Raw genomic sequence first — 17,675 nt, 5'->3', positions numbered from 1 at the left:
CGATCAAAAATCAAAGGCCAGCCCGGCCGCCAAGCTCGCCGCAGTCCTATTGCTGGTCGGCGTCGCGACGCTCGTCGCTTGGCTGATCCGCGCCGGGATGCGGGTGGGCGTGAACCAGGGCTACGAGCCCGATCAGCCGATCGCCTTCTCCCACAAGATCCACGTCGGCGAGAACAAGATCGACTGCCGCTACTGTCACTTCGGAGCCGAGCAGGGCCGGCACGCGGGCATCCCGCCGGCCAATGTCTGCCTGAACTGCCACAACAAGATCAAAAAGGATTCGCCCGAGATCCAGAAGATCGCCAAGGCGGTGGCCGAGAACAAGCCCATCGAGTGGGTGAAGGTCCACAACCTCCCGGACTTCGTCTACTTCAACCACAGCCAGCACGTGAACGCGGGCGTCGACTGCCGCAGCTGCCACGGCCCGGTCGAAACCATGGGGCGGATGCGCCAGGACCAGCCGCTGACGATGGGCTGGTGCATCGATTGCCACCGGCAGCAGGGCATTGCGCCGCCGCCCGGGCACGAAAAGGCCGCGGCGGCCGAATTCCTGAGCGAGAAGATGCCGAAGGCCTTCGTCGGCGGCATGGACTGCGCCAAGTGCCATTACTAAAGGATTTATGAACTCTGACTCGAAAAAACCGGTCCCGGAGAAGAAGGCCTGGAAAAGCCTCGAGGAGCTGCGCGAGGACCCGGCCTGGCGCGAGGAAAGCGCCGACGAATTTCCCGAGTGGAGCGCCTCGCGCCGCGACTTCTTGAAGCTCATGGGCTTCGGACTCGGCACCGTCGCGATGACGGCCTGCACCCGTTCCCCGGTTCACAAGGCGATCCCCTTTTTGCAAAAGCCCGAGGAGCTGACGCCGGGCGTGGCCAATTGGTACGCCACGACCTGCGCGGGCTGCAGCGCCGGGTGCGGCCTTTTGGTCAAGAGCCGGGACGGTCGCCCGATCAAGGTGGAGGGCAATCCCGAATCCCCGCTCAATCAGGGCGGCGTCTGCGCGGTGGGGCAGGCGAGCCTGCTCTCCCTCTACGACGGGGCGCGCCTGAAGGCCCCGCGCTGGGACGGAAACCCCATCGCCTGGGACGCCCTGGACGACAGGGTTCGCGCGGCCCTGGCCTCCGCCGGCGCGGAGGGGCGCAAGGCCGTCCTCCTGACAGGGACGATCAACGGTCCCTCCACCCTCGCGCTTATCGAGGAGTTTCTGAAGAAATTTCCGGGATCGAGTCACGTCGCCTACGACTCCGTCTCGGCCAAGGCGATTCGCGAGGCCAACCGCAAGAGCTTCGGCGCGGCGGTCCTGCCGACCTATCGCTTCGACCTGGCCGAGCGCGTCGTCGGCATCCAGGCGGACTTCCTGGGCGCCTGGCTCTCGCCGGTGGAGTTCACGCGGCAGTACGTCTCGCGCCGCAAGCTCAAGCCGGGCGTCGCGCCCTCCCGCCATGTGCAGATCGAGTCCGATTTCAGCCTGACCGGCAGCAACGCGGACCTGCGCCTCCCGATCGCGCCCGACCAAACGTCCTGGGCGACCTTGGCCCTCTTGGAGGCCGTTCAGGCCCTGGCCGGCGGCGCGGCCCTGCCGGAATTTCCCAAGCAGGGTTTGCCCCTGGAAAAAATCCAGGCAGTCGCCAAGGATCTGTGGGCCCATCGCGGGAAGTCTCTGGTGGTCAGCGGCTCCAACGAACCCCTGGTCCAGGCCGCGGTCAACGCGATCAACGCCCTGCTCGGCAATATCGGCAAGACCGTCGATTTGGACGGTGTCTCCCGCCAAAAGCAGGGCGACGAGGCCGGACTCGCCGAGTTGGTGGCGGCGATGCAGCGCGGGGAGGTCGCGGTTCTTCTGGTCGAGGGCGTGAACCCCGCCTACGACAATCCTTTGGCCGCGGAATTCCGCGAGGCCTTGAAGAAGGTCCCGCTCTCCCTCTCCTTCAGCCCCGCGCCCGACGAGACCGCCGCCCTGGTCCGCGCCCAGGCGCCGGGCCTGCACTTCCTCGAGGCCTGGAACGACGCCGAGCCCCGCGCGCGACTCTTCCATCTGACACAGCCCTTGATCGCGCCGCTCTTCGACAACCGCGGCTTCCAGGACAGCCTGCTGCGCTGGCTGGGCTTAGGTCCGGATTTCTACCGTTACCTCCAGGCCCATTGGGAAAAGACGCTCTATCCCCGACAGACAAAATTTCTCTCCTTCCGGGAGTTTTGGAACTTTTCTCTCCATGACGGGGTATTTCGCCTGCCGGGATCGGATCCCCAGGCGAAAGCCCTCGTGGAGAACCCCGTCGAGATCGCGCGCGCGGCCCTGGCGGATCCGCGGCTCCGCGCCGCCGGCGGCGAGGCCCTCCAAATGCAGGTCTACGAGTCCATTGCCCTGCGCGAGGGCGCGGCGGCCAACAACCCCTGGCTGCAGGAATTGCCCGACCCGGTGACGAAGGTGACCTGGGGCAACGTCCTGAAGATCGCGCCCGCCGAGGCGGCCCGGCGCGGCTGGAAGGACGGGGACGTCGTTCGGGTGGAAACCGAGCGGGGAAATTTGGAATTGCCCGTCTTCCTCCAGCCCGGCATGCCGGCCAAGACCCTCGGCGCGGCGCTGGGCTACGGGCGCAGCGCGGCGGGAAAGGTGGGGAAGGGCGTGGGTGCCGACGCCTACCCGGTCCTCGGCTATGCGGACGGGTATTTTCGCTACGCGATCTCGGGCGTCCGGCTCGCCGCTACGGGGCGCACGCAGCGCGTCGCGACGACGCAGACCCACGGCAGCATGGAGGGGCGCGCCATCGTCCGCCAGACCCGCTTCGACGAGTACAAGAGAAACCCGCGGGCCGGCAATGAGGATAGGCCCAAGCTGATCTCGCTGTGGCCCGCCTGGAAAGAGGGCGCCCACAGCTGGGGCATGGCCATCGACCTCAACGCCTGCACCGGCTGCTCCGGCTGCCTGATCGGCTGCCAGGTGGAGAACAACGTCCCGGTGGTCGGCGCAGAGGAGGTCTGGCGCCGGCGCGAGATGGGCTGGATCCGCATCGACCGCTATTACGTCGGCGATGCGGAAAATCCCGAGACCCTGCACCAGCCGATGATGTGCCAGCACTGCGGCAACGCCCCCTGCGAGACCGTCTGCCCCGTCCTGGCGACGGTGCACAGCTCCGACGGCCTCAACCAGCAGGTCTACAACCGCTGCGTCGGCACCCGCTACTGCGCCAACAACTGCCCCTACAAGGTGCGGCGCTTCAACTGGTTCGACTACGCCGACAACCCCGAGTTCGACTTCAACCTCAACGACCAGGTCGCCAAGCTGGCCTTAAATCCCGACATCACGGTGCGCTCGCGCGGCGTCATGGAGAAGTGCTCGATGTGCATCCAGCGCATCCAGGAGGGCAAGCTGCAGGCGAAGAACGAGGGGAGGGCGCTCCAGGACGGCGAGATCCAGATGGCCTGCCAGCAGTCCTGCCCCGGCAAGGCCATCGTGTTCGGCGACCTGAACGACCCGAACAGCGAGATCTCGAAGCTGCTCAAGGACGAGCGCTACTACGCGGTGTTGGAGGAATTGAACGTGCGCCCCGCGGTGGGATACCTCACCAAGGTGCGGAACAAGGAATAGGCTATGTCGCGATTGACCGTCTCAAGCCCGCTGCGTCCCCCGCAGGTCACCGGAGAGAAATCGATGGTGGACGTGACCGAAGACGTCTGTCGTCCGCTGGAGCGGAAGGCCGGCGCCGGGTGGAAGCTCCTCTTCCTGCTCTCCTTGCTGACCTTGCTGATGGGCGTCGCCTTGGTGGGCTACCAGATCAAGAAAGGGATCGGCGTCTGGGGCCTCAATAAGACGATCGGCTGGGCCTTCGACATCACCAACTTCGTCTTCTGGGTCGGCATCGGCCACGCGGGCACCTTGATCTCCGCCATCCTGCTGCTGTTCCGCCAGAAGTGGCGCACCTCGATCAACCGCGCGGCGGAGGCGATGACCATTTTTGCGGTGCTCTGCGCGGCGGTCTTCCCGGTCATCCACATGGGGCGGCCTTGGCTGGCCTTCTGGGTCTTTCCTTATCCCAATCTGCGCGGCTCGCTGTGGGTGAACTTCCGCTCCCCGCTGCTCTGGGACGTCTTCGCGATCAGCACCTATTTCATCGTCTCGGCGGTCTTCTGGTACATCGGGATGATCCCCGACCTCGCCACGCTGCGGGACCGGACGACGAACAAGGTCAAGAAGTGGCTCTTCTCGGTCTTCAGCCTCGGCTGGGACGGCTCGAGCCGGACCTGGGCGCGTTACGAGACGCTCACCCTCATCCTGGCCGGTCTCGCTACGCCGCTGGTTGTCTCGGTGCACACCATCGTCAGCATGGACTTCGCGACCTCGGTCATTCCCGGCTGGCACACGACGATCTTTCCGCCTTACTTCGTGGTCGGCGCGGTCTTCTCCGGCTTCGGGATGGTGCTGACCCTGTTGATCCTCACCCGCAGGGTGATGCACTGGGAGAACTACATCACGATGCACCACCTCGAGAACATGTGCAAAGTGATCCTCGCGACCGGCTCGATCGTCGGCTTCGCCTACATCACCGAATTCTTCATGGCCTGGTACAGCGGCAACGCGTACGAGATGTTCACTTTTAAAAACCGGGCCACCGGCCCCTACGCCTGGGCCTATTGGACGATGATGACCTGCAACCTGGTCGTCCCGCAGCTCTTTTGGTTCAAGAAGATCCGCACCAGCATCGTCCCCATGTTCATCCTCTCGATCTTGGTCAACGTCGGGATGTGGTTCGAGCGCTTCGTCATCATCGTCACCTCGCTGCATCGCGACTTCCTGCCCTCCAGCTGGGCCATGTACAAGCCCACCTTCGTCGAGGTCGGGACCTTCCTCGGGACCTTCGGGCTGTTCTTCACCTGTTTTCTCCTGTTCATCCGGTTTTTGCCGGGCATCGCGATCCACGAGGTGAAGATCGTCCTGTCCGCGCAGAACAAGCGGGAAGAGGTGATTCGGAATGTTTAAGAAGTACCTGGTGGGACATTTTCAGGAAGAGGACGCGTTGTTGGGCGCGGTGCGGGCGCTGCGCGAGCGCGGCTTCGCGATCGAGGACGTCTACTCCCCCTACGCCATCCACGGGATCGACGAGGCGATGGGGCTGAGGCGCTCGCGGCTGCCTTACGTGACCTTTGTCGCGGGCTTCGTGGGTCTCGCCCTCGCCATGGCCTTCCAGTATTGGACCTCGGTGGTGGACTGGCCGATCAACGTCGGCGGCAAGCCCGACAACTCCACCCTGGCCTGGCTCCCGGTGGCCTTCGAGATCACCGTCCTGTTAGGGGCCCTGAGCACCGTCTTTGCTTTTTTCCTCCGTTCCAGGCTGTTTCCCGGATCGAGGGCGAGGGTCTTTCACCCGCGCGTCACCAACGACACCTTCGCCCTCGTCTTGGAGCAGCGCGACGCCTCGCTGGATGAGCCGCAGGCCCGGCGCCTGCTGGGCGAGCTCGGCGCCTTCGCGGTGGAGAGCAAGGAGGTCCTGTGTTGAGGCGCGCCCTGATCCGCGGCTTTTTGGCTTCGGCCCTCCTGGCCTTGGCGGCCTGCGACTCGAGCCCCAAGCAGCCGGGCTACGAGTTCCTGCCCGAGATGGTGCGCTCGGTGCCCTACGACGCCTTCGCGCCGAACCCCAACTTCAAGGACGGCAAGACCCTGCAGGCGCCGCCGGCGGGCACCGTGCCGCGCGGCTTTATGCCCTATCCCTACGGCGCGACGCCGGAGGACGCCCAGCGGGCCGGGGTAGAGCTGAAGAATCCGGTCCCCTTCACGCCGGAGGCCCTGGCGCGCGGGGAGAAGGTGTATCGCAACTTTTGTCTGATCTGCCACGGCGAGACGGGGCAGGGGGACGGCCCGCTGATCCCGAAGTACCCGAACCCGCCGTCCCTGACCGGGAAGACCTTGATGCAGTATCCCGACGGGCGGCTCTTTCACATCGTCACCGTGGGGTCCGGCGAGATGGCCGCCTACGCGAGCCAGATTAGGCCGGAGGATCGCTGGAAGCTGGTCTTTTACCTGCGCAAGCTGCAGGGCCTGACACCCGGAGCGGAGACTAAGCCCGCGGCGGAATCCGCCCCGTCCGCGCCGGCCCCGTCCCCGGCCGCCGAATCGCTTCCCTCGGGAGGGAGGGCCCCATGAAGATCAAGCCGAGTTTCACCTTTGCGCCCGTTTACAAGCGTTGGAGCTATGTCCTGATGGCCGCGGGCTTCGCCGCCCTGGCCGCGGGCGCCTTCTTGGATCCGGCGCGGATGTGGGCGAACCTCCTGATCAACAATTTTTACTACACGTCGCTGGCCTTGGCGGCCGCCTTTTTCCTGGCCATCCTCTACGTGACCAACGCCGGCTGGGCCTCCAACTTCAAGCGCGTCCCCGAGGCGATGACGCGCTTTCTCCCGGTGGCCCTCCTACTCATGCTGACGCTGGTCTTCGGGATGCACTCGCTCTACCATTGGTCGCATCACGACGCCGTCTTGCACGACCCGCTCCTGCGACACAAAGAGCCCTACCTGAACGTGCCCTTCTTCTTCGGGCGCATGGTCGCGTATTTCGGCCTCTGGATCCTGCTGACCTATTTATTGCGCCGTTATTCCCTGCGGCAGGACGCGAACCCGGACCTCTCGCTCCACCGGCGCAGCATCCGCGTCTCGGCGCTCTTCATCTTGGTCTTCGCCTTGACCTTCGCGATGGCGAGCTACGACTGGCTGATGTCGCTGGAGCCGCACTGGTACAGCACGATCTACTCGGTCTATACCTTCTCCAGCCTCTTCCTGCACGGTTTGGCGGCGATTGCCTTCCTAGTCATCCTGCTCCAGGAGCGGGGCTATTTCGGTCGGTTGCTCAACGAGAACCACCTGCACGACTTGGGGAAGATGATCTTCGCCTTCAGCTGCTTCTGGGCCTACATCTGGGTCTCGCAATACCTGCTGATCTGGTATTCGAACATCCCCGAGGAGACGGCCTATTTCTGGGTGCGGACGGATCCCGATTGGCTCTGGCTCTTCGCCCTGAATTTCGCCCTCAACTGGCTGATCCCCTTCCTCATCCTGCTGCCGCGCGCCGCCAAGCGTAGCGCGGCGGTCCTGAAGCGGGTCTGCGTCGTCCTCCTCATCGGTTTTTGGCTGGATATTTTCCTCTTGGTCGCGCCTAATGTCCTCAAGGCCCGAAGCATCGGCTGGATGGAGATCCTCTCGGGTCTGGGCTTCGCCGCCTTGTTCGCCTTCGTTACCGGCAAGGCCTTGGAGCGGGCGCCCTTGATCCCGAGGAACGATCCCTATCTCCAAGAGAGCTTTCACCTGCACCAGTAGGAGCCTGTATGTCGCAAGAGCCCATCAAGCGTTTCGTCGAGCACGGCGTCGAGCAAAGCCCCTGCAGCCCCATGGAGCCGCCCGAGGCGCGCTCGAGCTCCGTCGAGCAGATCCCGGAGGAATCCCTGGTCGCGCCGCTCCGCGCCTTCGTCGCGGAGCATCGGGAATACGAAAAGGTCCTCAACGTCTTCGAGCAGTCCCTCCTGGCGCTGAAGCAAAACGAGTGGCGCTTCAACCCGGAGATCTCCGCCGGCCTGAAGCGCTTCTTCCAGTTTCAGGACGAGAGCGTCCTGGCGCATCACCGCAAGGAGGAGAAGTGCCTCTTCCCCTTCCTGCGAGAAAAATTCCTCGCGACGGGCGAGCACAGCCCCAGCGGCAAGCCCGTCACGCCCGTCGAGGTGATGGAGGACGATCACCTGAAGGTCGGCCAATCGACTTGCCTCGTCTTCAACCTGCTCGGCCTCGCCCCGCGCCTGGAGGATGCGAAGTCGCGGCAGGTCCTGCTCGAGCACGCCTTTCATCTCGGCCAAGAAATCGTGGAGACGATGCGTCTGCACATCTACAAGGAAAACACCGTGATCTTCCCGCTCGCCCAACAGCTGATCTCGGCGGACGAGTGGCGCGTCATCGCCCGGATGATGGAAGAAATCTAATAAAATTAAATAGTTAAGCGCCTGATCCAGATCATATGCCCTGCTGCCAGGGGTCATAGGGGGCTGCGCTCGTTTCCTCTATAAATATCTCAAGAGGATAAAAGTATGAGCCTCGGTCCCGGAGAAATTACAGCGCTGGTCTTGGTCGTCTTCCTGATCTTCGGTCCCTCGAAGCTGCCCGGCTTGGGCCGCGGCATCGGCGAGTTTTTCAAGAACTTCAGGAAAGAAGTGAAGGACGTCCAACGCGACGTCGAGGACGCCAAGCAACAGCTCAAGGGATGAAACAATTCCGATCCGTCGCGCCTAAGTCCTTCGGGATAAGGCGCCGCGGACAGGGTGGGGTTGGAAACGGCCCCGCCTCCCGAGGTCCCTCGACGGCGAGGGGCTGAATTGGAAAGGATACGAGACGTGAACCCCATCTATCCCGAAGTCACGGGGGTCCTGCTCGCGGGCGGGAGATCCCGGCGCTTCGGCCGCAACAAGGCCCTGGCGGAATTCCAAGACCAACGCCTGATCGAGCGAGTCCTGGCCGCGCTGCGCGCGGTCTTTCCCAAGATCCTGGTCGCCACCAATACGCCCGAGGAATACGAGTTCCTGCCCGCCGAGCTGCTGCGCGACGAGGCGCCTTACCTGGGGCCGCTGGGCGGGATCCTCAGCGCCCTGCAAAAGATCGAGACGCCCTACGCCTTCGTCGCCGCCTGCGACATGCCCCTGCTGAATCCCGAGGCGATCCGCGGCGTGGTCGCGGCGGGTCTCGGCCATGCCGCCGCCGTGCCCTTTCACCCGGGAGGGCGGGAATACCTGATGGCCCTCTACGCGAGGTCCCTGATCCCGCAAATCCGCGCGTCCTTGGAGCGCGGCGTCTTCGCGATGCGCGATTTTTGCGCCGGGCTCGAGGACCTGCGCTGGGTGCCCATGGCGGGCGAGAGCGCCGCCAACGTCAACACGCCCGAGGATCTGAGACGGCTGGAGGGGCGCCATGCTCTGTGACGGCTACCGGCGGAAGATCGAATACCTGCGCCTCTCGGTGACGGATCTCTGCAACCTGCGCTGCCGCTACTGCATGCCGCTCGAGGGCGCGGTGAAGCGGGAGCGCGCGGACATCCTCAGCTTCGAGGAGATCGCCCGGGTGGTCGCGGCCTTCGCCCGCCAAGGCGTCAAGGGCGTCCGCCTCACCGGCGGCGAGCCCTTGCTGCGCAAGGATCTCCCTCGCCTGATCGAAATGCTGCGCGCCGTCCCCGGCATCGAGGAGCTCTCCCTCACCACCAACGGCGTCCACCTGGCCGCCCAGGCGGCGGCGTTGCGGCGCGCCGGCTTAGATCGCGTCAACGTCCACCTTGACACCCTGGACCCCGAGAAATTCCGCCGGATCACCCGCTGGGGTCGCTTGGAGGAGGTCCTCGCGGGCCTGCGCGCCGCCAAGGAAGCGGGTTTTTCTCCGCTCAAGCTCAACGCCGTCCTCCTCAAGGGCTGGAACGACTCGGAGGTCGAGGCGATGCTGCGCTTCGCCGCCCAGGAAGGCTTGATCCTGCGTTGGATCGAGCTGATGCCGATCGGCCCGGGCCTGGAAATGTCCGATCGCTTCCTGCCCAGCTCCTGGGTTCGGGAGAGACTCGAGGAAAAATACCGCCTGCTTCCTTACGGCAAACGCCTCGGCCGCGGGCCGGCGGAGTACTACAAGGTCTTCGAGCTCAACGCGGTGGTGGGTTTCATCCACGCGGTCTCCGAGCCCTTCTGCGAAAAATGCAACCGCGTCCGGCTTTCGTCGGACGGGCGCCTACAAGATTGCCTGGCCTATGACGAATCCGAATCCCTGCTGGACCTGCTGCGGCGGCCCGGCGTCCGCGAGGCGGATCTCGAGGCCAAGATCCTCCGCATGATCCAAATCAAGCGCCCGGATCACGGCGGCTTCCGCCGGCCGGCATGCAACGCTACCGCCGGCATGTACGGGATCGGCGGCTAGGAAAGGAAAGAGCGATGATCGACATCTCCGAAAAGATCGAGACCCTGCGCAGCGCGATCGCGGCGACGGAAGTCCGCGCCAGGCAGGAAACCATCGAGCGGGCTTGGCGCGGCGAGACCCCGAAGGGCGAGGTCCTCGTCGTGGCGCGGGCCGCGGGCGTCCTTGCGGCCAAAAAGACGCCCGAATTGATCCCATACTGCCATCCCCTCGCCTTGGACAAGGTGGCGATCCATTTCGAAAAAGGGGAGGGCCGCATCGCCGTCCGCGCGGAGGTTGTGGCCATCGGCCGCACCGGCGTCGAGATGGAGGCCCTGACCGCCGCGGCCGTCGCGGCCCTGACGGTCTACGACATGGTCAAGGGCATCGACAAGGACGTCACGCTCGGCGAGACCCGCCTCTTGGAGAAGCGGGGCGGAAAGAGCGATTTCGTCGAGAGCTTCCCCGTCCCGCTGAAGGCCGCGGTCCTGGTGACCTCCGACAGCGTCTCCGCGGGCAAGAAGGGCGACAAGTCGGGCAAGCGGATCTGCGAGGCGATGGCGAAGTTTCCGGTCGAGGTCTTGAGCTACGAGGTGATCCCCGACGACCGGGACAAGATCCGGGCGAGGCTGTTGGAATACGTCGAGCGGGGGCTCGACCTGGTCTTAAGCACCGGCGGGACGGGCCTGGGGCCCCGCGACGTCACGGCGGAGGTGGTTCGGGAGATCGCCGAGCGCGAGATCCCCGGCATCGGCGAGGCGATGCGGGTCTACGGCCAGCGCCGTACGCCCTACGCCATGCTCTCCCGCGGCCTCGCCGCCCAGCGCGGCAAGACGCTGCTGCTGACGTTGCCCGGGTCGTCCAACGGCGTGAAGGAGTCGATCGCCGCGCTGTTTCCCAACGTCCTGCACGCCTTCAACATGATGCGCGGGGGAGGGCATTGATGGAGCTGCTCTCCTTTCTGTTGCCCCTGTTCTTCCTGACCGCCATGGTCTATGCCACGGCGGGCTTCGCGGGAGGCTCGACCTATCTGGCGCTCCTGGCCTTGTTCGCCTTTCCCTACGAGGCGATGCCGAAGGTGGCCTTGCTCTGCAACCTCGTGGTGGCGGGAGGTGGCTTTTGGGTCTTCCTGCGCGCCGGGTATTTTTCGCCGAAGAAGGTCCTGCCCTTCGTCCTCACCTCCATCCCCATGGCCTACCTCGGGGGGCGGATCCCCCTCGGCAAGACGCTCTTCCTTTGGCTCTTGGCCTTGAGCCTGCTCGCCGCGGGCCTGCGCATGCTGCTCTCCGAGCGCTCCTTCACCGTCCGGCGGGAGCCCTCTTGGGGAAGGGCCTGGGCCCTGGGGCTTCCGATCGGGGCCGCGCTGGGCCTGCTCTCGGGCCTGGTCGGGATCGGCGGCGGCATCTTTCTTTCTCCCGTCCTTTATTTCTTGGGCTGGAGCCACAGCCGCGAGGCGGCCGCGGCCGCCGCCTTCTTCATCCTGGTCAATTCGGTCTCCGGCCTCTTCGGACAGTTTGCCAAATCCGGCCAGGATTTAGATTGGGGCCTGGCCCTGCCCCTGATGGCCGCGGTGTTCCTGGGCGGACAGATCGGCAGCCGGCTCGGCGCCGGGAAGATTTCCAAACTCACCCTGCAGCGCGTGACCGCGGCCCTGATCCTCTCGGTCTCCGGTCGCCTCTTGTGGGGCCTATTCTGAAGGAGCCCGTCATGGAGGAACGCAACATCACCCAATTTTTCGAACGCGATCACGATCGCCTCGACGCCTTGTTCGGACAGTTCCAAACAGGCAAGCGATCGGATTTTCCGGCGGCCAAGCGGGCCTTCAAGGAATTCCTCACCGGCCTGCAGCGGCACATCGTCTGGGAGGAGGAGCTGCTGTTTCCCGCCTTCGAACAGGCCACCGGCATGCGGGACGTGGGGCCGACCGCCGTGATGCGGATGGAGCACCGGCAGATCCACCAGTGCCTGGAAGAGATCCACCAAAAGGTCCGCGTCCAGGACCCGAACAGCGATGCGGAGGAGGCGAGGCTGCTCTCGGTGCTGGGACAGCACAACGTGAAGGAAGAGCAGGTCCTGTATCCCGCGATCGACCGCATGGTCGCGCCGGAGGTTCGCGCGAGGATCCTTGCCGAGGTGCAGGCGGGGGCCTCGGCCCCGGCCCACGAGTGTTGCAGTTGCGGGTGAACCGCGATCGGAGCGAGGCATGATTTCCGTCCCTGAGGCCCAAGCGAGAATCGTCGAGGCAGTGAGCCCCTTTCCCGGCCAAGCGCTGGCGCTCGCCGAGGCCTGGGGGAGGGTCCTGACGAAACCCATAGACGCCTCGATCCCGAGTCCCGTCTTCGACAATTCCGCGATGGACGGCTATGCGCTGCGCGCCGCCGACACCGCGGCGGCGGGACCCGGGGCGCCGGTGTCCCTCTTCGTCGCGGCCACCGTTCCTGCGGGGATCTGTCTGAAAAGCCCGCTGAAGCCCGGCGAGGCGATGCGGATCTTCACCGGGGCCAAAATTCCGGAGGGCGCGGACGCGGTAGTCAAGCAGGAGGACGTCGAGCGCGCGGGCGAGGCGATTCGCCTGAGCCGGCCGGTTTCGGGGGGAGAGAACATCCGGCGCCGCGGCGAGGAGTTGGAGATCGGCGCCGAGATCCTCGGTCCCGGGCGGCCCCTGCAGGCGGCCGCGCTGGCCTTGCTGGCCGGCTTCGGCTTCGAGCGGGTCGAAGTGCACGCCGCGCCCCGCGTCGGGATCTTGGTCACGGGTTCGGAGCTGGTGCCGCCGGGGGTCCCCTTGGAGCCGGCCCAGATCTACGAGTCCAACTCCTTCGGCCTGAACGCGGCCCTCCAAGAGCTGGGGCTTGTGCCTGCCTTCGCCGAGCGCTGCCGCGACCGGCGGGAAGACCTCCAGTGGGCCCTCGCGGAGGGCCTGCAGCGCGCGGACTTCTTGATCGTGACGGGCGGCGTGTCGGTGGGTGACTTCGATTTCGTCAAGGAGGCGGCGGCCGACGCCGGGGTGCGAGAGGTCTTTTGGAAGGTCCGGCAGAAGCCCGGCAAACCCGTCTTCTTCGGAAAAAAGGAGGAAGGGAAATGTCTCTTCGGCCTGCCGGGAAACCCCGCCAGTGCCCTGGTGTGTTTCTACGAGTACGTCCGCCCGGCCCTGCTGCGCGCTTTGGGCGCGCGCGAGCTCTTCCTTCCCGCGCTGCGCCTGCCGCTTGCGCAAGGCCTGAAGAAGAAGCCCGGCCTGCGCCACTTCTTGAAGGCCCGCGCGGATCTCGGCGGGGCGGCGCCCAGCCTGCATATCCTGGAAGGACAGGGCTCCCACCTGATGCGCAGTTTCGCCGCGGCCAACGCCCTGGCCGTGCTTCCGGAGGAAGGGGAGTCCTGGGCGGCGGGCGACCTTGTGGAGGCGCATCTGCTGCCTTCGATCTTTCAGGCATGGAGAGGAGGTTGAGATGAGCGTGCGTCTCTTGTTCTTTTCGGTGTTGCGTGACCGCATGCGGCGGGGCGAGGCGGAGTGCGAGCTGCAGGAGGGCGAGAGCGTCCTCGACCTCGCCCGGCGCGTCCTCGAGCCGACGCTCGGTCCGCTGGAATGGGGGAAATTTCTCCGCTTCGCCGTCGGCGAGGAATACGTTCCGGCAAATTACCGTCCCCGGCACGGCGACGAGATCGCCCTGATCCCGCCCGTAGCCGGAGGCTGAAAGGCTTTATGCTGATAAGACTCATCCAAGAAGCCGTCGACAGCGGCGAGGCCCTCCAGGAGGTGCGACATCCTTCCTGCGGCGCCGTGGCCCTCTTCGAGGGAAATATCCGCGAACAGAACGAGGGCCGGCAGGTCCTGGCGCTGGAGTATGAAGTCTACGAGCGGCTCTTCCACGCCGAACTCCGCCGCATCTTCGCCGAGGCGAAGGAACGATGGAGCTTTTACAAGGCCGCCCTGATCCAACGGGTCGGTCGCCTCGAGATCGGCGAGACGGGGATCGTCCTGGCCGTCTCCGCCGCCCACCGCCGCGAGGCCCTGGAGGCCTGTGCCTACATCATCGAGGAGTTCAAGCGCCGCGCCCCGGTCTGGAAGCGCGAGCATTATCCCGAGGGCTCGGAGTGGGTCGCCTGCCACCATCATTGAGGCGGCCTCAGCCGGCGGCCTCGGGCGGCTTGGGTCGGAACAGGAAGGGGAGATAGCGCAGCGCCCAAACCCCAAAGGCCGCGCACCACAGGAGCCCCGCCCAATAATTTCTCAGCCAGAGGCTGCCCGTCCCCTCGAGGAAGACCGGCACGAAGACCCGCCAGAGGGCCGCGAGCTGCATCAGGAGCAGGGCGGCCAGGGTGAAGCGGTCCGCCACGATCGGCGCGCCGCCGTGGCCGCGTACCACGCGGGTGCTGATCGCCAGGACCAGCGTCCCGAAGGCCCCGATGTAGAGGGCGTGCAGGGCCGGCGTCCGCAGGACCGGGTAGACGCCCGCCTGGCGATGCGTCAGGTGATAGGCCAACTCGTAGCCAGAGAATCCCAAAAAGACCAAGATCCAGAAGAGCCCAAGGAAGAGGACGAAGAGGATCGGCGTCTCCTTGGCCTGCCAGGGCCGCCAGCGCAGCCACTCCGTCACCAAGACCGCCAGCAGGGCGAGGTTGATCGCCCAGGAGGCGTAGTGCTGGCGCGGGCCGTCGGCCCAAAGCGTGACGAGGAGGATGCGCAGCAGGATGAGCGCCGTCACGATCGCCAGGGTGTGGGCGCCGCGCCGGCCTTCATAGCCCTGGATCACCCGCCCCGCGAAGAAGGGGACGATGCGGTAGGTGATCCCGACGACTAGGAGGAAGAGGAAGCCGTAGGTGCCGAACTCGATGCTGAGGGTGTAGAAGGTGAAGCTGCCGTCGGCCGCGTAATAGACATAGGAGAGGAGGAGGCCGAGGGTCCCGAAGCCGAGGGCGAGCAGCAGGAAGCGCGGCTGCTTGTCCTCGCGCCACTTCCCGGAGCGCAGGTAGAGCCGGCCGAGGAAGAACAGCAGGCTCAAGTAGCTCAGCCCTTCCAGGACGCCTGCCAGGATCATCCACTTAGGCGAGCGGGTGGCCCCGAGGAAGAAAGCCGCTTGGCCCCCCGCCAGGCCCAGAAACCAGGCCGCCACGGCGCGGGGCGAGGGATGGGGCTGCCCCACGAAGCGCGGGAAGGCGGTGAGGATGAAGCCGAAGACATAGAAGCCCATCACCCCGAAGAGCATGACGTGGGAGTGGTACTGCGCCGGTCCCACGCGGAAGTCGAACCAGGAAATCTGGTGGTCCAGCAGGTGGAGCCAGGTGAACCAGAGGGCCACGGCCAGGACCGCGTAGAGGGAGCCGCCGGCGAAAAAGAGCCGGTAGGGTTCCAGGAACAGGTTTTTTATGGATTTTTCGTTCATAGTCCTTATTATCTAATAGGCGTTAGGTGGTTCCCGATATGATTCAGATCATATCGGGGCTTTGCGGGAAACCGTTACCATTTCTTTAAGGAGAAATGCATGAGCGTGGCCCGCGAGACCATCTTGACCGCCTTGGAGGCCTTGAAAAAACTCGAGGAGTTCGCGGTGTCGAATTTAGCCGAGGTGAAGCGCTACGACTTCTCGGGATTCAGTACGGGACAGCAAGCGAAGATCCGCCGGCTCCTGGAGAGGCTCTCCGGGGATACCTTCCGGCACGAGGACATGATCGATGCCATCGTGTCGAGGCTGCGACGATGAGCGAAACCGAAAAAACCCGGGGTCAGGCGATCCTCAAGGAGTTCCAGACCATCCTGGCCCTGGAAGAAGAGGCGGCCGCCGCCTACCTCCAGTTGGCCGAGGACTGCGACGACGCGGAGGCCTGCGAGATGCTCCGCCGCATCGCCCGGGAAGAGGTCGCCCACGTCGCCATCGCCAAGGAGTTGGTGAAGCTGGCCCAAGGGTGGAAAGCACCCGAATAAAAAGGAGGACTATGAAACGCAGCGCCTTTCTCCTCATGCCCCTCGCAACGCTCTGGAACCTCTCCTGCACCGGACCCGCCGAGATCGGACCCAAATACGGCGACGTCTACGGCGCCCCTCCGTCCCAGGTCGGGGACACGCTCCCGAAGGGGGATAAATTCTTCTCCGGCCCCGGAGTTGCGAAGCTACCCGAGGTGCCGAGGATCGACGCCTCGCCGGTCAAGGAGGTCCGCCTCGACGTCACGCACAAGGTGATCGAGCTGGACAGCGGCGTTAAGTTCCACGGCTGGACCTTCGGCGACGATATCCCCGGGCCTACCATCCGCGTTCGGCAGGGCGACCGGGTCAAGTTCACCCTCACCAACCGCAGCACCGAGACCGTGCAGGTCGTGCCGCCGATGCCGCATTCCATCGATTTCCACTCCGCCATGGTCTCGCCGCAAGACAAGTACCGCTCGATCGATCCCGGCCAGACGCTGACCTTCGAGTGGACCGCCAACTACCCCGGCGTCTTCATGTACCACTGCGCCACGCCGATGGTCCTGCAGCACTTGGCCGCCGGCATGTACGGCATGGTGATCGTCGACCCGAAGGGCGGCTGGCCCGGCAAAGTGGACCGCGAGTACGCCGTGGTGCAGAGCGAGTTCTACCTGCAGGACAAGCCCGGCGCCGACGGCGTCTACGAGATCGACATGGACAAGGTGGAGAAGAAGCAGCCGACCTACGTCACCTTCAACGGGAGGGTGAACCGCCACCTCACCGAGGGCCTGAAGGCGCGGCCCGGCGAGCGGGTGCGGATCTTCTTTCTCAACGCCGGCCCCGATGACACCTCGAGCTTTCACGTGATCGGCACCATCTTCGACAAGGTCTGGCTGGACGGAAATCCGGCGAACCAATTCCGCGGCCTCCAGACCATCCTGCTTGGGGCCTCCAACGGCGCCATCGTCGAGTTCGTGATCCCCGAGGCCGGGAAGTACGTCTTGGTGGACCACGAGTTCGCCGACGCCCATCACGGGGCCTTGGGGGCGGTCGACGCCACCGAGGGCAAGACCGGTCTTCCCGAAGAGCCGGCGCCCAAGCCTGCCGCGCCGCCTCCCGCGAAGGAGACGGCCCCCGCCGCCAGCCCGGCCGCCGAGGCCGCGGCGCCGCCGGCCGCCACCGGCCTGGCCGACATGCCCGGGGCCAAGCTGTTCAAGACCAAGACCTGTTACACCTGCCACAGCATCGGCAAGGGCAAGATGACCGGTCCCGACCTGAAGGGCATCTTCGCCCGCCGCGACGAGGCCTGGCTTCGAAAATACATCCTCGACCCCGTCACGATGACCAAGGAGGATCCCGTCGCGATCCAGCTGAAGGCGGAGTACAAGACTCAGATGCCCAAGGTCCCCTTGACGAACGAGGAGCTGGACCAGCTCCTCGCCTACCTGAAGGAGGCCACGAAATGAAATTAAGCGGTTGGTCCTTCGCGATCTTCCTGGCCCTGGGGCTGACGCTGGCGCCGCGCGCCGCGCGGCCCTGCGGCCTCTGCCATGAGGACGACCGCTCGGCGGTGTATTCCTACGAGGCGGTTCAAAAGGTGAAGGCCGATCCCGCGCGTCTGGAGTTCGCCGTCTTCAAGATCGTCGGGCCCCTGCCCAAGGCGACCGTCGACGGGCTGACGCAGTGGCTGAGTGCGCGACCGAGCGTCGATGCGGCCACGATCAAGATCTCGGCCACGCAGAAGTCGATGGGCTTCGTCTGGGAGCGGGCCGGCTCGAAGGCGGCCCTGATCGCCGACCTGACCAAGGCCTTTCCCGAGCTGAAGGTCCACGCCCTCGTCTACGACGATCCCAAATAAGCCTACGGCAAATCACCGCTTTTAGA

Annotated in this window: 20 protein-coding genes and 1 riboswitch; of the genes, 19 read left to right on the top strand and 1 reads right to left on the bottom strand. The window is 65.3% G+C overall.

From position 1 onward, the window contains the following. Positions 1 to 97: 97 nt before the first annotated feature. The 16 genes from FBR05_01125 (at position 98) to FBR05_01050 (ending at position 14,009) form a co-directional block, all read left to right on the top strand. Positions 98 to 613: a cytochrome C gene (locus tag FBR05_01125; GenBank protein MDL1870788.1), complete on the top strand. Its 516-nt coding sequence runs from the start codon at positions 98 to 100 to the stop codon at positions 611 to 613. A 7-nt stretch (positions 614 to 620) separates the two neighbouring features. Further along, a complete protein-coding gene (locus tag FBR05_01120; GenBank protein MDL1870787.1) occupies positions 621 to 3,587 on the top strand; it encodes a 4Fe-4S dicluster domain-containing protein in 2,967 nt (988 codons plus the stop codon). Between the two features lie 3 nt (positions 3,588 to 3,590). After that, positions 3,591 to 4,976 (top strand): hydrogenase, encoded by a 1,386-nt coding sequence (locus FBR05_01115; protein ID MDL1870786.1) that lies wholly within the window; start codon positions 3,591 to 3,593, stop codon positions 4,974 to 4,976. Then, on the top strand, positions 4,969 to 5,493 hold the full coding sequence (locus FBR05_01110; GenBank protein ID MDL1870785.1) for a DUF3341 domain-containing protein: 525 nt from the start codon (positions 4,969 to 4,971) through the stop codon (positions 5,491 to 5,493). The genes FBR05_01115 and FBR05_01110 overlap by 8 nt, the downstream gene beginning before the upstream one ends. 98 nt (positions 5,494 to 5,591) lie before the next feature. Then, complete coding sequence (locus FBR05_01105) at positions 5,592 to 6,137, top strand: cytochrome c (GenBank protein MDL1870784.1); 546 nt, start codon at positions 5,592 to 5,594, stop codon at positions 6,135 to 6,137. Further along, positions 6,134 to 7,303: a hypothetical protein gene (locus FBR05_01100; GenBank protein ID MDL1870783.1), complete on the top strand. Its 1,170-nt coding sequence runs from the start codon at positions 6,134 to 6,136 to the stop codon at positions 7,301 to 7,303. The genes FBR05_01105 and FBR05_01100 overlap by 4 nt, the downstream gene beginning before the upstream one ends. 8 nt (positions 7,304 to 7,311) lie before the next feature. After that, entirely contained in the window at positions 7,312 to 7,956 is a 645-nt protein-coding gene (locus FBR05_01095) for a hemerythrin domain-containing protein (GenBank protein ID MDL1870782.1), read from the top strand. A 105-nt stretch (positions 7,957 to 8,061) separates the two neighbouring features. Then, on the top strand, positions 8,062 to 8,238 hold the full coding sequence (locus FBR05_01090; protein ID MDL1870781.1) for a twin-arginine translocase TatA/TatE family subunit: 177 nt from the start codon (positions 8,062 to 8,064) through the stop codon (positions 8,236 to 8,238). Continuing rightward, positions 8,232 to 8,373: riboswitch (molybdenum cofactor riboswitch) on the top strand. It overlaps the preceding gene by 7 nt. Next, positions 8,365 to 8,946, top strand: coding sequence for a molybdenum cofactor guanylyltransferase (locus tag FBR05_01085; protein ID MDL1870780.1), 582 nt, complete (start codon positions 8,365 to 8,367; stop codon positions 8,944 to 8,946). Its footprint overlaps the riboswitch before it by 9 nt. After that, on the top strand, positions 8,936 to 9,919 hold the full coding sequence (gene moaA / locus FBR05_01080; protein MDL1870779.1) for a GTP 3',8-cyclase MoaA: 984 nt from the start codon (positions 8,936 to 8,938) through the stop codon (positions 9,917 to 9,919). The genes FBR05_01085 and moaA overlap by 11 nt, the downstream gene beginning before the upstream one ends. A 14-nt stretch (positions 9,920 to 9,933) precedes the next feature. Continuing rightward, positions 9,934 to 10,839, top strand: a complete 906-nt coding sequence (locus tag FBR05_01075; protein MDL1870778.1) for a bifunctional molybdenum cofactor biosynthesis protein MoaC/MoaB — start codon at positions 9,934 to 9,936, stop codon at positions 10,837 to 10,839. After that, complete coding sequence (locus FBR05_01070; protein ID MDL1870777.1) at positions 10,839 to 11,591, top strand: sulfite exporter TauE/SafE family protein; 753 nt, start codon at positions 10,839 to 10,841, stop codon at positions 11,589 to 11,591. The genes FBR05_01075 and FBR05_01070 overlap by 1 nt, the downstream gene beginning before the upstream one ends. An 11-nt stretch (positions 11,592 to 11,602) precedes the next feature. Then, a complete protein-coding gene (locus FBR05_01065) occupies positions 11,603 to 12,079 on the top strand; it encodes a hemerythrin domain-containing protein (GenBank protein MDL1870776.1) in 477 nt (158 codons plus the stop codon). Positions 12,080 to 12,098: 19 nt separating this feature from the next. After that, positions 12,099 to 13,337: a molybdopterin molybdotransferase MoeA gene (locus FBR05_01060; protein MDL1870775.1), complete on the top strand. Its 1,239-nt coding sequence runs from the start codon at positions 12,099 to 12,101 to the stop codon at positions 13,335 to 13,337. 1 nt (position 13,338) lies between these two features. Continuing rightward, on the top strand, positions 13,339 to 13,584 hold the full coding sequence (locus tag FBR05_01055; GenBank protein ID MDL1870774.1) for a MoaD/ThiS family protein: 246 nt from the start codon (positions 13,339 to 13,341) through the stop codon (positions 13,582 to 13,584). Next, positions 13,476 to 14,009 carry a molybdenum cofactor biosynthesis protein MoaE gene (locus FBR05_01050; GenBank protein ID MDL1870773.1) on the top strand — a complete coding sequence of 178 codons (534 nt, stop codon included), beginning with the start codon at positions 13,476 to 13,478 and terminating at the stop codon, positions 14,007 to 14,009. Before FBR05_01055 ends, FBR05_01050 begins: the two co-directional genes overlap by 109 nt. A 7-nt stretch (positions 14,010 to 14,016) precedes the next feature. On the opposite strand, the gene FBR05_01045 is transcribed toward FBR05_01050, so the two are convergent. Continuing rightward, positions 14,017 to 15,273, bottom strand: a complete 1,257-nt coding sequence (locus FBR05_01045) for an NnrS family protein (protein ID MDL1870772.1) — start codon at positions 15,271 to 15,273, stop codon at positions 14,017 to 14,019. 99 nt (positions 15,274 to 15,372) lie between these two features. Here FBR05_01045 and FBR05_01040 point away from each other — a divergent pair, with 99 nt between their 5' ends. The 3 genes from FBR05_01040 to FBR05_01030 are packed head-to-tail and all read left to right on the top strand — an operon-like array spanning position 15,373 to position 17,649. Beyond that, a complete protein-coding gene (locus FBR05_01040) occupies positions 15,373 to 15,591 on the top strand; it encodes a hypothetical protein (GenBank protein ID MDL1870771.1) in 219 nt (72 codons plus the stop codon). Beyond that, positions 15,563 to 17,257, top strand: a complete 1,695-nt coding sequence (locus tag FBR05_01035) for a c-type cytochrome (protein MDL1870770.1) — start codon at positions 15,563 to 15,565, stop codon at positions 17,255 to 17,257. Before FBR05_01040 ends, FBR05_01035 begins: the two co-directional genes overlap by 29 nt. Beyond that, on the top strand, positions 17,254 to 17,649 hold the full coding sequence (locus FBR05_01030; GenBank protein MDL1870769.1) for a hypothetical protein: 396 nt from the start codon (positions 17,254 to 17,256) through the stop codon (positions 17,647 to 17,649). Before FBR05_01035 ends, FBR05_01030 begins: the two co-directional genes overlap by 4 nt. The last annotated feature ends 26 nt before the right edge of the window (positions 17,650 to 17,675 follow it).

The sequence above is a fragment of the Deltaproteobacteria bacterium PRO3 genome (genome assembly GCA_030263375.1).
GTDB lineage: Bacteria > UBA10199 > UBA10199 > DSSB01 > DSSB01 > DSSB01.
Note: the sequence above shows the minus strand (reverse complement) of the source record. Positions and strands in the feature narration are given on the sequence as shown.

Coding starts and splice junctions, on each gene's coding strand:
- FBR05_01125 (MDL1870788.1), top strand. CDS start 98: ATGCGGGTGGGCGTGAACCAGGGCTACGAGCCCGATCAGCCGATCGCC.
- FBR05_01045 (MDL1870772.1), bottom strand. CDS start 15,273: ATGAACGAAAAATCCATAAAAAACCTGTTCCTGGAACCCTACCGGCTC.
- FBR05_01075 (MDL1870778.1), top strand. CDS start 9,934: ATGATCGACATCTCCGAAAAGATCGAGACCCTGCGCAGCGCGATCGCG.
- FBR05_01115 (MDL1870786.1), top strand. CDS start 3,591: ATGTCGCGATTGACCGTCTCAAGCCCGCTGCGTCCCCCGCAGGTCACC.
- FBR05_01095 (MDL1870782.1), top strand. CDS start 7,312: ATGTCGCAAGAGCCCATCAAGCGTTTCGTCGAGCACGGCGTCGAGCAA.
- moaA (MDL1870779.1), top strand. CDS start 8,936: ATGCTCTGTGACGGCTACCGGCGGAAGATCGAATACCTGCGCCTCTCG.
- FBR05_01110 (MDL1870785.1), top strand. CDS start 4,969: ATGTTTAAGAAGTACCTGGTGGGACATTTTCAGGAAGAGGACGCGTTG.
- FBR05_01090 (MDL1870781.1), top strand. CDS start 8,062: ATGAGCCTCGGTCCCGGAGAAATTACAGCGCTGGTCTTGGTCGTCTTC.
- FBR05_01100 (MDL1870783.1), top strand. CDS start 6,134: ATGAAGATCAAGCCGAGTTTCACCTTTGCGCCCGTTTACAAGCGTTGG.
- FBR05_01105 (MDL1870784.1), top strand. CDS start 5,592: ATGGTGCGCTCGGTGCCCTACGACGCCTTCGCGCCGAACCCCAACTTC.
- FBR05_01030 (MDL1870769.1), top strand. CDS start 17,254: ATGAAATTAAGCGGTTGGTCCTTCGCGATCTTCCTGGCCCTGGGGCTG.
- FBR05_01050 (MDL1870773.1), top strand. CDS start 13,476: ATGGGGGAAATTTCTCCGCTTCGCCGTCGGCGAGGAATACGTTCCGGC.
- FBR05_01035 (MDL1870770.1), top strand. CDS start 15,563: ATGCCATCGTGTCGAGGCTGCGACGATGAGCGAAACCGAAAAAACCCG.
- FBR05_01065 (MDL1870776.1), top strand. CDS start 11,603: ATGGAGGAACGCAACATCACCCAATTTTTCGAACGCGATCACGATCGC.
- FBR05_01055 (MDL1870774.1), top strand. CDS start 13,339: ATGAGCGTGCGTCTCTTGTTCTTTTCGGTGTTGCGTGACCGCATGCGG.
- FBR05_01070 (MDL1870777.1), top strand. CDS start 10,839: ATGGAGCTGCTCTCCTTTCTGTTGCCCCTGTTCTTCCTGACCGCCATG.
- FBR05_01060 (MDL1870775.1), top strand. CDS start 12,099: ATGATTTCCGTCCCTGAGGCCCAAGCGAGAATCGTCGAGGCAGTGAGC.
- FBR05_01040 (MDL1870771.1), top strand. CDS start 15,373: ATGAGCGTGGCCCGCGAGACCATCTTGACCGCCTTGGAGGCCTTGAAA.
- FBR05_01120 (MDL1870787.1), top strand. CDS start 621: ATGAACTCTGACTCGAAAAAACCGGTCCCGGAGAAGAAGGCCTGGAAA.